Origin of the sequence: Mesorhizobium sp. M4B.F.Ca.ET.089.01.1.1, from assembly GCF_004022605.1 — a bacterium.
Taxonomy (GTDB): Bacteria; Pseudomonadota; Alphaproteobacteria; order Rhizobiales; family Rhizobiaceae; genus Mesorhizobium; species Mesorhizobium abyssinicae.
In genome coordinates this window covers 1-13,608 of record NZ_RZOS01000129.1, presented here as the reverse complement: position 1 = coordinate 13,608, position 13,608 = coordinate 1, and the positions used below count along the sequence as shown (strand labels likewise).

Annotated in this window: 9 protein-coding genes and 1 pseudogene; 3 read left to right on the top strand and 7 right to left on the bottom strand. The window is 66.2% G+C overall.

What is annotated here, in order from left to right; genetic code table 11:
• The 6 genes and pseudogenes from EN780_RS14725 to hutI form a co-directional block, all read right to left on the bottom strand.
• Nucleotides 1–3,766 (bottom strand): annotated as a pseudogene (locus EN780_RS14725) (DUF3131 domain-containing protein); the annotation flags it as partial.
• A 269-nt stretch (nt 3,767–4,035) separates the two neighbouring features.
• Complete coding sequence (locus EN780_RS14720) at nt 4,036–4,623, bottom strand: HutD family protein (RefSeq protein ID WP_128274444.1); 588 nt, start codon at nt 4,621–4,623, stop codon at nt 4,036–4,038.
• Between the two features lie 2 nt (nt 4,624–4,625).
• A complete protein-coding gene (gene hutU, locus EN780_RS14715; protein ID WP_127312089.1) occupies nt 4,626–6,296 on the bottom strand; it encodes a urocanate hydratase in 1,671 nt (556 codons plus the stop codon).
• 28 nt (nt 6,297–6,324) lie between these two features.
• Nucleotides 6,325–7,143 (bottom strand): N-formylglutamate deformylase, encoded by an 819-nt coding sequence (hutG, locus tag EN780_RS14710; RefSeq protein ID WP_128274442.1) that lies wholly within the window; start codon nt 7,141–7,143, stop codon nt 6,325–6,327.
• Nucleotides 7,143–8,684, bottom strand: coding sequence for a histidine ammonia-lyase (hutH, locus tag EN780_RS14705; RefSeq protein ID WP_128274440.1), 1,542 nt, complete (start codon nt 8,682–8,684; stop codon nt 7,143–7,145). Before hutH ends, hutG begins: the two co-directional genes overlap by 1 nt.
• Entirely contained in the window at nt 8,681–9,916 is a 1,236-nt protein-coding gene (hutI, locus tag EN780_RS14700) for an imidazolonepropionase (RefSeq protein ID WP_128274438.1), read from the bottom strand. Before hutI ends, hutH begins: the two co-directional genes overlap by 4 nt.
• Nucleotides 9,917–10,012: 96 nt before the next feature.
• On the opposite strand from hutI, the gene EN780_RS14695 reads away from it, so the two are divergent.
• Nucleotides 10,013–11,368 (top strand): formimidoylglutamate deiminase, encoded by a 1,356-nt coding sequence (locus tag EN780_RS14695; RefSeq protein ID WP_128274436.1) that lies wholly within the window; start codon nt 10,013–10,015, stop codon nt 11,366–11,368.
• 24 nt (nt 11,369–11,392) lie between these two features.
• Nucleotides 11,393–12,139, top strand: a complete 747-nt coding sequence (gene hutC / locus EN780_RS14690; protein WP_127284609.1) for a histidine utilization repressor — start codon at nt 11,393–11,395, stop codon at nt 12,137–12,139.
• A gap of 47 nt (nt 12,140–12,186) precedes the next feature.
• Here the strand turns inward: hutC and EN780_RS14685 are convergent, their stop codons facing one another.
• Complete coding sequence (locus EN780_RS14685) at nt 12,187–12,531, bottom strand: RidA family protein (protein ID WP_127284608.1); 345 nt, start codon at nt 12,529–12,531, stop codon at nt 12,187–12,189.
• A 232-nt stretch (nt 12,532–12,763) separates the two neighbouring features.
• Here EN780_RS14685 and aztA point away from each other — a divergent pair, with 232 nt between their 5' ends.
• Nucleotides 12,764–13,591 carry a zinc ABC transporter ATP-binding protein AztA gene (gene aztA, locus EN780_RS14680; protein WP_128274434.1) on the top strand — a complete coding sequence of 276 codons (828 nt, stop codon included), beginning with the start codon at nt 12,764–12,766 and terminating at the stop codon, nt 13,589–13,591.
• Nucleotides 13,592–13,608 lie beyond the last annotated feature (17 nt).

Genomic DNA, 13,608 nt, shown 5'->3' with positions numbered 1-13,608 from the left:
TCTCGTCATTGTGCGAGTCGTGCACATGCGCCTCGCAGGTGGCTTCCAGCCTTGCCGCCCAGTCGGCGATGACGTCGCTCTTCGGCGACGCCGCCTCGGTGTGGATGGCGGCGGCGAGCTTGCGGATTTCGCCTGCCAGCACCGCCAGGTTGATGGTGCGGATCGACGCCATCTCGGGCTGTGCCTTGATGGTCATGACGGCGCGGCGCATGCCGTCGAGACGGTCGGCCAGCCGCTGGCGCAGGGGCCGGAGCTGCCGGCGGTCGTCGGGCAGTTCCTCGAGGCTCTCGTCGAGGATGGTCACCGTGTCGAGGATGCCCTCGAAATCGCCCTGCAGGTGGACGGAGGGCGCTTCCGCCCATTCGGCGCAAGCCGCCGCCACGGCCACCAGGTGGCCTGCGAGATTGCCGCTGTCGACCGCCGAGATGTAGAGCGGATAGAGCGGCTTCAGCGTTGTCGTATCGTACCAGTTGAAGAGATGGCCGCGGTCGCGCGGCATGCTCTCGATGGTCGTCATCGTCGCGTCGATGCGGGTGATCGCGTCGGACAGGCTGATCCAGCCGAAGTCGCGCGCCGAAACCACCGACAGCAGATAGACGCCGATATTGGTCGGCGAGGTGCGCGGCGCCACCACCGGCGCCGGGCTTTCCTGGAAATTGTCGGGCGGCAGATGGTGATGCTCGGCCGTCACGAAGGTCTCGAAATAGTGCCAGGTGCGGCGCGCGATGGTGCGCAGCGTATGGATGTCGGCGGCCGAGATGCGCAGCCGGTCCTCGGTCTCGGCCGAGCGGCTGATCCAGCAGGCGACCGCCGGCGAGCCGATCCAGAACAAGGCGAAGAAGAAGGCGACGAAGGCGCCGGTGGAATCGGCAAGCACCGGGATGGCGAGGCCGACGACACCGATGATTACCGCGCCATACATCATGCCGTAGTAGGCGGCGAGGTCGCTGCCGCCGCTCTTGTGCGCCTGCGAAGCGGTGCGCCATTCGAGCAGGTTCTGCCGGCTGACGAACAGGCGGTAGAGCGTCCGCACGATGGCATCGCCCATCATCCAGGCGAGATGCGCCATCAAAAGCACCTTCAACGCCACCAGGGCGGTGCCGAAGATGGTGTCGCGCGCCAGCGCCGAGAAATGGCCGCGCGGCGTCTGGTCGCCGCTCTTGGGCAGGATGCCGTTGACGATGTCGAAGGTCGGCGCCATGAACAGGCTGAGGATCAAGAGCGCCTGCCATTGCGCGGCCTGGGTGAAGGGCAGCAGCGTCCAACCGGCGATCGCCGCCATCACCCAGAAGATCGGGGTGAGCGAGCGGCGCAGATTGTCGACCATCTTCCAGCGCGACAGCGCCGGCACGCCGGAGCGCGGATCGAGGATGAAGCCGAGAAGCTGCCAGTCGCCCCGCGCCCAGCGATGGTGGCGCGACGCGTCGACCGAATAGCGGGTCGGATAGTCCTCGACCAGTTCGACATCGGTGACCAGGGCCGAGCGCGCCAGCGCGCCTTCGAGCAGATCGTGGCTGAGGACGGTGTTTTCCTCGATGCGGTCCTTCAGCGCCGCTTCGAAGGCATCGACATGGTAGAGGCCCTTGCCGGTGAAGGAGCCATCGCCGAAGACGTCCTGGTAGACGTCGGAAACGGCGAACACATAGGGGTCGAGGCCACGGTTGGCGGAGAAGACGCGCTGGAAGAAGGAGGCGTCGTCGCCGCTGGTCAGCGAAGCAGTGATGCGCGGCTGCAGAATGGTGTAGCCGGCGGTGACGACGCGCTTGGCGGCGTCGAAATGCGGGCGGTTGAGCGGATGGCAGAGCTTGCCGGCCAGACTGGCCACGGCATCGCGGGTGGTGCGCGTGTCGGCGTCCAGCGTCATCACATGCACGACTTTTTCCGGCAGCGGCACGTCGAGCGGCAAATAGGTGGTGTCGCTGTCGCCGCGCAGCAGAAGGTTCAGCTCGTGCAGCTTGCCGCGCTTGCGCTCCCAGCCCATCCAGCAGCCTTGCGCGGCGTTGTAGAGCCGGCGCCGATGCAGGACGTAGAAGCGCGGCGCGCCTTCAGTGGGGTAGCGGGCGTTGAGCCTGGCGATCTCGTCACGCGCAAATTGCAGAATCTCGATGTCGGCGGCGTCGATCTCGGTGTTCGAATCCGGCCAGTCCGAAAGCAGTGCGAAATGGATTTCGCCCGCCGAATTGGCGAGGTGATGCACCTCGATGTTGCGGATGTTTTCCTCGACATCGTCGCGCGAGCCGATCAGCGAGGGCACCACGACCAGCGTGCGCGCCTCGGCCGGCACGCCATGCTTGTAGTCATAGCCGACCAGCCGCGTCGGCTTCAGGAACAGCGACGCGACGGTGTTGAAGAAGGCGAGCGCGCCTTCCGAGGCCGGCACGGCGAACAGGGCCAACATCAGGACGATGGACGGCAGCGACAGGCCGAGATGGTCGAGGGCGTTGCCGGCGAGCGCCAGCAGCAGCACCGTCAGCGCGAAGACCGGCACGACGACGCCCAGCCAGCCGGTGCTGGTGAAGGCGCGCTTGGCCGTGACACTGATGGTCGGCCGGTAGCCGATCGCTTGTTCCAGCTCCAGCCGACGCGGGCCGACAAGGAAGAAGCCGACATCGGTATGCACCATGCCTTCGGCGTCGGTCGCTTCGGCCTGGGGGACCTCGGCGCCGGAGGCGTCGGCGATGACGACATGGCCGGCAAGTTCGATCGCCTTTTCGGCAACGCGGAATTCGGAGAGCTCCGAGCGGCGCGCCAGCTCTTCGATGGCCGTGCGATACTGGTCGCGCGAGAAGAAGTCGAGCGCGGCGAAGTCGGTCTTCTCGCGCAGCAGCGTATCGATGCGGCTGACGCCCTCGAACCAGACAGTCCAGTCGACGTCGTTGATGAGGCGCAGGCCACGGATGATGTTGCCGGTGGTGACATTGCCGCTGGACAGCGTGTGATGCTCGGAGATGATGATCTCCTCGGCATCGGAGCCGCTCTTCTCCAGCTCGCTTTCCAGCCATTCCAGCGCCCGGCCGGCATTCTGCGAACCGTCGCGCAGACGGTAGAGCAACTGGGTGGCGAAGGTGGTGTCCTGCGCATGGGTGCCGTAGTGCGACAGGATCTTCTGCCGGTCGGCGTTGTCGTCGGTCGCCAGCACGCGGTCGGCGACCTCGTTGGCGATCTGGCGCATCTGCCTGGTGCGGTTGACGCGCACGGCTATGCGGCGAAGATTCTCGATCAGCACGAAGCGCAGCAGCGACGGCAGCGCCCAGAGCTCGCCGATCTTCAGCGGCTCGACCGACTGGAAGCCCTCGACGATCGCCTTGAACATCGTCGCCGAGACGGAGCTGTCGGAATGCGCGACATAGGTCCAGGCCAGCGCCAGCGCGCGCGGCACACTGGTTCCGTCCGCCAGTTTCAGCGTCGGCAGCTGGCGGTAGAAGCGGCGCGGCAGGTCGCGCTTGACCTGAAAGATCGTCTCCTCGACCAGATAATTGTTGTCGAGCAGCCATTGCGCCGCCGGCGTGATGGTTTCGCCCTTGGCCTGCGCGGCATTGGTCGAGCGGTAGACCTCGAGGATTCGCTTGGCGCTGTCGCGGATGCGGCCCTGGAATTCGAACGGCGCCAGGCCGAACAGATCCTTGACGTCTCCCTTGGCGAGACCCGCGCCAAGCTCACGCAGCCGGTCTTCCGGCATGAAATTGGAGCGTATCGGCGCTTCGGTGATGACCGGAAAGCTGGCGCTCGTGAGTTCGATTTTGGCGGGATTCGTCTGTATGTTCATTTATAATTCCGTATGGCGGGCACGGTGCGGCGTCCCCGCCACGGCAATGGCCCTAAAACCTGCTCAAATGCAATTGGTTGCATGTCAACTTAGGCCGAAAGTTCGTTTTCCGCACCACCCAGGGCGTCATCTCTCAGCAACGCGGTGGACGAGCGCCCCACGCTCCCCGTCCCGTATCTGATCGAGGCAAGGAATCCGGCTTTTTCGTGATGCGGGCAAGAGCTTACGCCAATTTTCGCCGGCGTCGCGATCATGTTTGGCAACAGGCGTTAATGGTTACTGCCAGCCCGATCGATGCGGATCACGAACAGGATCGTGCTGGCGGCCGGCTCCAGGCGCTGTCTCGGGGTACCCCGATCCAGCACCAGCGCATCGAGCGGGCCGAGACGCTCGGGCGTAGTGCCGGCGAGCACGATCTCGCCATCGAGGGGCAGGACAAGGGTCGTGTCCGCCCTGGCCTCGATTTCCAGAGACGCCGCGACCGTCAGCCGCTCGACGGTGTGCGCCATGCGGCCGCGCCGGGTCATGACATTGAGGTCGGTGATCGGGCCGGAGATCAGCGCGGCTGCGGTCGGCACATCGGCAGCAAAGGAAAACGGGGCGGAGGCCCCGGTCAGTTCAGCCGGCGTTCCGCCGGCAATATCGAGCACGATCCCCTGCCCTTCCAGGACGCAAAGCGTGCGGTCGATGCCGGCAAAGCTCGAGAACGGCCCGCCCGTCTCGACGCGCGCCATGGAGACGCGCCAGTCGAAATCGTCAAGGCCGGCGCCGTCGGGCGAAACAGTGATTTCGGTCGTCGTGCCGCCGCCGTTCTTCCACGGCATGACGCGGTAGCCGGCGGCACGAAGGATGCGCATGCTCAGCCCAGTATGCCCGGCAGGTTGAGCTGGTGCTCTTTGGCGCACTCGATGGCGATGTCGTAGCCGGCATCGGCATGGCGCATGACGCCGGTCGCCGGATCGTTCCACAAAACCCGCTCCAGGCGCTTGGCGGCCGCCGGCGTGCCGTCGGCGACGATAACCATGCCGGAATGCTGCGAGAAGCCCATGCCGACGCCGCCGCCGTGGTGGAGCGACACCCAGGTCGCGCCCGAGGCGGTGTTGAGCAACGCATTGAGCAGCGGCCAGTCGGAAACGGCGTCGGAGCCGTCCTTCATCGCCTCGGTCTCGCGGTTGGGCGACGCGACCGAGCCGGAATCGAGGTGATCGCGGCCGATGACGACCGGCGCCTTGAGCTCGCCCTTGGCCACCATCTCGTTGAAGGCGAGGCCGAGCCGATGGCGATCGCCAAGGCCGACCCAGCAGATGCGTGCCGGCAGGCCCTGGAAGGCAATGCGCTCGCGCGCCATGTCCAGCCAGTTGTGCAGGTGGGTGTTGCCGGGGGTGAGCTCGCGCACCTTGGCGTCGGTCTTGTAGATATCCTCCGGATCGCCCGACAGCGCCGCCCAGCGGAACGGGCCGATGCCGCGACAGAACAGCGGGCGGATATAGGCCGGCACGAAGCCGGGGAAGGCAAAGGCGTTCTCGAAGCCCTCTTCCTTGGCGACCTGGCGGATGTTGTTGCCGTAGTCCAGCGTCGGCACGCCGGCGTTCCAGAACGCCACCATCGCCTCGACATGCTCGCGCATCGACGCGCGCGCCGCCTTCTCGACCGCCTTCGGATCCGAGACGCGCTTCTCGCGCCACTCGGCCATGGTCCAGCCCTTCGGCAGATAACCGTTCACCGGGTCATGCGCCGAGGTCTGGTCTGTGACCATGTCGGGGCGGATGCCGCGCCTGTACATTTCCGGCACGATCTCGGCCGCATTGCCGAGCAGGCCGACCGACTTCGCCTCGCCGGCCTTCGTCCAGCGCTCGATCTTCTCCAGCGCCTCGTCCAGCGTCTCGGCCTTCTCGTCGACATAGCGGGTGCGCAAACGGAAATCGATCGAATCCGGGTTGCATTCGATGGCGAGACAGCAGGCGCCGGCCATGACGGCCGCCAGCGGCTGGGCGCCGCCCATGCCGCCGAGGCCGGCTGTGAGGATCCACTTGCCCTTGAGGTTGCCGCCATAGTGCTGGCGGCCGGCCTCGACAAAGGTTTCATACGTGCCCTGGACGATGCCTTGCGTGCCGATATAGATCCAGGAGCCGGCCGTCATCTGGCCGTACATCATCAGGCCCTTCTTATCGAGCTCGTTGAACTTCTCCCAGTTCGCCCAGTGCGGCACGATGTTGGAGTTGGCGATCAGCACGCGCGGCGCATCGGCATGCGTGCGGAACACGCCGACCGGCTTGCCGGACTGCACCAGCAGCGTCTCGTCGTCGCCGAGCGTCTTCAGCGAGGCGGCGATGCGGTCGAAATCGTTCCAGGTGCGCGCGGCACGGCCGATGCCGCCATAGACGACCAGCTCGTTGGGGTTTTCAGCGACGTCGGGATCGAGATTGTTCATCAGCATGCGCAGCGGCGCCTCGGTCAGCCAGCTGCGGGCGTTGAGCTCGGCGCCGCGCGGGCTGCGGATTTCGCGGATATTGTGACGAGGATTGGTCATCATTGTCCCTTTCGAGTAAGGCGGCGCGTCAGCGCCCGGCCCAGTCAATGGCGGTTTCGAGAATGGTCTTCAGCGTGGCGCGGATCGGCGCCGCGTATTCGGGGTCGTACGGCACCGGCCAGTTGTCCGGCGCGCCTCTGCCTTCGGGCTCGTGCATGTAGCCGCGGTTGGAAAGTTCCATCTGCAGCGCATGGACGCCATTTTGCGGTTGGCCGAAATTGCGCGTGATCCAGCCGCCCTTGAAGCGGCCGTTGACCACCCAGGTCTGACCGGTACCAGCCATGATCTCGGCGACCTTGGCCTGCAGCGCCGGATCGGTGCTTTTGCCGTCATTGGTGCCGAGGTTGAACACCGGCAGCGTGCCCCCGAACAGGCGCGGCAGCACCGAGCGGATCGAGTGGCAGTCGTAGAGGACGATTCTTCCGTGCATGCCGTGCAGGCGGTCGATCTCGGCCTGCAAGGCGGCATGGTACGGCTTGAAGTAGGTCTCGCGGCGTTCGTCGATTTCCGAAGGCGTCGGCTCCTCGCCCATATGGTAGAGCGGATCGCCGTCGAAGGTCTCGGTCGGGCAAAGGCCAGTCGTCGCCTGGCCGGGATAGAGCGAGACGCCGGACGGGTCGCGATTGACGTCGATGACTGTGCGTGAGATCGCCGTGTGCACCACCGTCGCGCCGAGGTCGGCCGCAAAATCGTACAGTTTGTCGATCCACCAGTCGCAGTCACGGCGGCCGAGCCAGGGCGAGACCAGCCGGCTGTCGAGACCGGCAAGGTCGATGCCGGTGTGCGGGATCGAGACCAGCAAGGGTGCGGTGCCTCGGGTTACGCTGAGCCAGGAAGGCGCGGTCATCACGCCGCTCCCGCAATCGCCGGCAAGGCCACGGCGCTCGCCGCACTCACCGCGGCGCCGCTGCGCACCATGGCGATGGCCTTTTCCATGTCGGGATGGAAATGGCGGTCATTGTCGAGATGCGGCACTTCGGCCCGGACCAGCTTGCGCACCGCTTCAAGCGCTTCGCTGGACGCCAGCGGCGCATGGAAATCGCAGCCCTGCGCGGCCGCCAGGAGTTCGATGCCGATGACCGCGGTCGCATTCTCGATCATGCCAAGCAAGCGGCGGGCGCCGTGCGCGGCCATCGAGACGTGGTCTTCCTGGTTGGCCGAGGTCGGGATCGAATCGACGCTTGCCGGATAGGCCTTCTGCTTGTTTTCGGAAACCAGCGCCGCCGCCGTCACCTGCGGGATCATGAAGCCGGAATTCAGTCCCGGCTTGGGCGTCAGGAAGGCCGGCATGCCGGACAGCGCCGGATCGACCAGCATGGCGATACGGCGCTCCGACAGCGAGCCGATCTCGCAGACGGCAAGCGCGATCATGTCGGCGGCAAAGGCCACCGGCTCGGCGTGGAAATTGCCGCCGGAAAGCGCGGTGTCGTCCTCGGCGAAGATCAGCGGATTGTCGGTGACACCATTGGCCTCGGTCGCAAGCGTGTCGGCCGCCTTGCGCAGCACATCGAGCGCGGCGCCCATCACCTGCGGCTGGCAGCGCAGGCAATACGGGTCCTGCGCGCGCTCGTCGCCGACGCGGTGCGATTCACGGATGGCGCTGCCTGCCATCAAATCGCGCAGCGCGCCCGCCGTCTCGATCTGGCCGCGATGCTTCCTGAGCAGATGGATGCGCGGGTCGAAGGGCGCGTCCGAGCCCTTAGCGGCGTCCGTCGACAGCGCGCCGGCGACCAGCGCCGACTGATAGAGCGTCTCGGCCTCGAACAGGCCGGCGAGCGCGAAAGCCGTCGAGAACTGCGTGCCGTTGAGCAGCGCCAGTCCTTCCTTGGCGCCCAACGTCACCGGCTCAAGCCCGTGCGAGACGAAGGCGACCTTGGCCGGGAAGCGGCCATGCGGGGTGAAGCATTCGCCGACGCCGATCATGACCGCCGTCATGTGCGACAGCGGCGCGAGATCGCCGGAGGCGCCGACCGAACCTTGCGCCGGCACGACCGGAATGACGTCGTTGGCAAGCATCGCTTCCAGCAGCGCGATGGTCTGCGGCCGCACGCCGGAGGCGCCCTGCGCGAGGCTTGCGAGCTTCAGCGCCATCATCAGCCTGGTGACGGCAACCGGCATCGGCTCGCCGACGCCGGCGGCATGCGACAGCACGATGTTGCGCTGCAGCGTTTCGAGATCGGCGGCGGGGATGCGCACGCTGGCCAGCTTGCCGAAGCCGGTGTTGATGCCATAGACCGGCTCGCCCTTGGCGACGATCCGCTCAACCGCCTCGGCGCTGGCCTTGATCCTGGGCTTGCAGGCGGCGTCCAGCTTCGGCACCGCGCCGCGATAGATGGCGCGCCAGTCGGCCAGCGTTGCGTTGCCGGGCTTCAGAACGAGTTCGGTCATTGTCCTCTCCAGATGCGGGCATGCAGCGGGTTGAAGCCCATGCGGTAAACGAGTTCGGCCGGGCGCTCGATGTTCCAGATGGCGAGGTCGGCGAACTTTCCCGCCTCGAGCGTGCCGGTCTTTTCCTGCAGGCCAAGCGCACGCGCGGCCTCGCGGGTGACGCCGGACAGGCATTCCTCGACGGTCAGGCCGAACAGCGTCGCGGCCATGTTCATGGTGAGCAGCAGGGAGGTGAGCGGCGAGGTGCCTGGATTGCTGTCGGTGGCGACCGCCATCTTCACGCCATGCCGGCGGAACAGCTCGACCGGCGGCTTCTTGGTCTCGCGGATGAAGTAATAGGCGCCGGGCAGAATGGTCGCCACGGTTCCGGCCCTGGCCATCGCCGCCGCGCCCTCGTCGTCGGTGTATTCGAGATGGTCGGCCGACAGCGCGCCATAGCGCGCGGCAAGCGCCGCGCCATGCAGGTTCGACAACTGGTCGGCGTGGAGTTTTATCGGCAGGCCGAGCGCTCTGGCCTTGTCGAAGACGCGCGCCATCTGCTCCGGCGAGAAGGCGATCCCCTCGCAGAAACCGTCGATCGCATCGGCAAGATTTTCAGCCGCAACCGCCGGCAATATGTCCTTGGCGACGAGATCGATGAAGGCGTCCTTGTCGCCCCTGGCCTCCGGCGGCAGCGCATGGGCGGCCAGGCATGTGGTCCGGACCGTCACGCTGCGCTGATCGCCCAGGCGGCGCGCGGCGCGCAGCGACTTCTTCTCATTGTCGACATCAAGGCCATAGCCCGACTTCACCTCGATGGTGGTCACGCCTTCAGCCAGCAGCGCATCGAGGCGCGGCAGCGTCTGGGCGACCAGTTCGTCCTCGCTCGCCGCGCGAAGAGCCTTCACCGAGGAGACAATGCCGCCGCCGGCTCTGGCCACCTCTTCATAGGTAGCGCCGGCCAGCCGCATCTCGAACTCGTTGGCGCGGTTGCCGGCGTAGACGAGATGGGTGTGGCAGTCGATCAGGCCGGGCGTGATCCAGCGACCCTCGCAGTCGGTGATGTCAGCGCCCTGGACGAACGCCGCAGGCATGGCGGCTTCGGACCCGGCATAGGCGATCAGGCCGTCGCGCGCGACGATCGCGCCGTTCTCGACGATGCCCAATCCCGGCGCGCCTTCGGCCATGGTCGCCAGGCGCGCATTGCGCCAAAGGTGAAGGCCCCCTGCCCGGCTTTCGATTTCTGCCGCCATCATCTTTTCCGTTTGATTAGATGGCAATTATGTATATACATATTGAGACGCACTGCAAGTGCTATTGTCATCGGAAAGCGGGATTCGGAGAAAATCGTGACGGCGATCTTCGCGGAACAGGCACTTCTGCCGGGCGGCTGGAACAACAATGTCAGGATCACGCTGGCGGGCGGCCGCGTCGCGGCGGTCGAACCGGGCGCCTCATTGCTGCCCGGCGACGAGCGCCATGCCGTCCTTGTCCCCGGCATGCCCAATCTGCACAGCCACGCCTTCCAGCGCGGCATGGCGGGGCTCGCCGAACTGCGCGGTCCCTCGGCCGACAGTTTCTGGAGCTGGCGCGAGGTGATGTACCGGTTCGCGCTGTCGATGACGCCGGACCAGGTCGAGGCGGTGGCGGCGCAGCTCTATATAGAGATGCTGGAGGCCGGCTTTTCGCGAGTCGGCGAGTTTCACTATCTCCACCACGATCGCGACGGAAAGCCCTATGGCAACATCGCCGAGATGGCGGAGCGGATTGCCGCAGCGGCCGGCGCAACCGGCATCGGGCTGACGCTGCTGCCCGTATTCTACGCTCATTCCTCTTTCGGCGGCGCGGCGCCCAATTTGGGCCAGCGGCGATTCATCAACGATGTCGAGCGGTTCGGACGCTTGCTTGAGAAAAGCCGCGAGAGCGTTCGCTCGCTCGATCAGGCCGTTGTCGGCGTCGCCCCACACAGCCTGCGCGCCGCGACGCTGGACGAACTCAATGCGGTGACCGCAATGGCGCCGGACGGCCCGATCCACATTCATATCGCAGAGCAAACAAAGGAAGTGGAAGACTGCATCGCCTGGTCGGGTGCGCGGCCGGTCGAATTCCTGCTTGGCCATGCCGAGGTGGACCGGCGCTGGTGCCTGATTCACGCCACGCACATGACCGAAACAGAGACGGTCCGCATGGGCGAGAGCGGCGCCATCGCCGGCCTCTGTCCGATCACCGAGGCCAATCTCGGCGACGGCACCTTCGCCGCGCCGCTGTTCGTCGAACATGGCGGACGCTTCGGCGTCGGCTCAGACTCCAACGTGCTCATCGGCCTGCCGGACGAGCTCAGGCAACTTGAATATTCGCAGCGCCTGGCGCACCGCGCCCGCAACGTGCTGGCAGTGGCGGGCGGCTCGACCGGCCGCGCCTTGTTCGATGCCGCGCTCGATGGCGGCAGCACCGCGCTTGGCGCCGGCCCGGCGCGGATCGCTGTCGGTGCGTCGGCCGATTTTGTCTCGCTCGACCAAAACCATCCTTCGCTCGCCGGCAAGACGGGCGACGCCATCCTCGATGCCTGGATCTTCGCCAACGGCACCAGCGTCGATTGCGTCTGGGTGCACGGCAAGAAGCAAGTCAGCGGCGGCAGGCATATCGGGCGCGAGGCGATCGCCGAGCGGTTCCGTGCCGTCATGACCGCGCTGTCGGCAGCCTAGCTCGTTCAACAGCCGAACCGCGACATGAGCATGATCGAGACAATGGAGGCGGAAGGAGGCGAGGCTGTCTCGCTGCACCAGCGCATCCTGTCCGACATCAGCGAGAAGATCCTGTCCGGCGCCTGGGCGCCCGGTCACAGGATCCCGTTCGAGCACGAGCTGACGACCGAGTACAATTGCTCGCGCATGACGGTGAACAAGGCGCTGTCGCAGCTGGCGAAGGCCGGGCTGATCGAACGCCGTCGCCGGTCCGGCAGTTTTGTCCGCCAGCCGCAGTCGCAGGCGGCGGTGCTGGAACTGCACGACATCCGGATCGAGGTCGAGGCGCTCGGCCTGCCCTACCGCTACGAAAGGCTGGCTCGGCTGAAGCGGCGCAGCAGCGCCGACGACCGGGCGCTGCTCGGGCTTTCCGCCCCAGGCCTGGTGCTTTCGCTGGAATGCCTGCATTTCGCCGGCCAGCGGCCCTTCGCGCATGAGCAGCGGCTGATCAATCTCGCCGCCGTCGCGGAAGCCGGCGAGGAGGAATTCCTGGGCATAGCGCCCGGCCCCTGGCTGATTGGCCGCGTGCCGTGGAGCCAAGCCGAGCACCGCATCCGCGCCACGGCCGCGGACGACCATGTCGCCGACGCGCTCGACATCGAAACCGGCGCGCCCTGCCTGGTGGTCGAGCGCCGCACCTGGAGCGCGGAGCACCCGGTGACGCATGTGCGCTTTATCTATCCGGCTGAGAGCCACACGCTGGTGGCAAGGTTCACGCCGTCGCAGGGATGAGTGATCTCCCCCACGAGGGGGGAGATTGGCAGTTCGGGCGCCGCGCCTTAAATCGCCGCCGTAATAATAATCTCGACCAGATATTCCGGGCCGGCCAGCTTGGCCTCGCCGGTGGCGCGGGCGGGCGTGTGGCCCTGCGGCACCCACTTGTCCCATTCCGCGTTCATCTCGGCGAAGGTGCTCATGTCGGCCAGCCAGATGATGGTCTGCAGGATCTTGGTCTTGTCGGTTCCGGCCTTGGCCAGCAATTCGTCGATGGTCTTCAGGATGTCGCGGGTCTGCGAGGCGACATTGCCGCCGGGCTCGCCGACCTGGCCGGCCAGATAGACGGTGTTGCCGTGGATGACGATCTGGCTCATGCGCGGGCCAACATCGATGCGACGAATGCTCATGGGGCGTTCCTTCCTATTGTCGGTTGCGCCTCTTTAGAGTCCGCGCCGGTTTCGGGCAAGGCCGGCAGGGACGAAACCAATTGAGCCAATTGTGTGCCCCCTGCCCGTTGCGTACACGGCGAGTTGACCGCCGTGACCAAATTGCGTCGGGCCATCTTGTTGACTAATGTAATAACATCACATATCGACTTGAGCCGCCCGCACGACGGGCCGCCGCCCTTACGGACCGCCGATGACCAATGCCTGCCTGACCTTCCGCGACCTGACGCTCGGCTATGGCAGCCACCCGGCGATCCACCATCTCAACGGCACGATCCGCAAGGGATCGCTGACGGCCGTTGTCGGCGCCAACGGCTCGGGCAAGTCGACGCTGATGAAGGGCATTGTCGGCGTGCTGAAGCCGATGGAAGGCGCGGTCACGCGCGCGCCCGACGTGCGCACCGCCTATCTGCCGCAGCAGTCGGAGCTCGACCGCTCCTTCCCGGCCCGGGTGGTTGACCTGGTTTCGCTCGGCCTGTGGCCAAAGCGCGGCCTGCTCGGGCGCTACACCAAGGAGGACCGCGAATCCGTCAGCCAGGCGCTGATGGCGGTCGGCCTCGGCGGCTTCGAAAAACGCCCGATCGACACGCTGTCGGGCGGCCAGTCGCAGCGCACGCTGTTTGCCCGCGTGCTGTTGCAAGATGCCGATCTCATCCTGCTCGACGAGCCGTTCAACGCCGTCGACGCCAAGACCGTCGGCGACCTGATCCAGCTCATCAAGCGCTGGCATGGCGAGGAGCGCACGATCATGGTCGTCGTCCACGATCTCGATCTCGTGCGACAGAATTTCCCCGAGACCTTGCTGCTTGCCCGCCAGCCGGTTGCCTGGGGCGAGACAAAAGAGACGCTGCGGCCGGAGAACCTTCTCAAGGCACGGCGCTTCCACGAGGCCTGGGAAGAGAACGCGCCCTGGTGCGAGCCGGACGACCATGACCATCATGGGCACGATCATCACGACCATGCCCACGGCCATGCGCATGATCACGACCACCAGCACGGCTCCGGACCGAGGGCCGCCTGATGGATTTCCTCTACAAC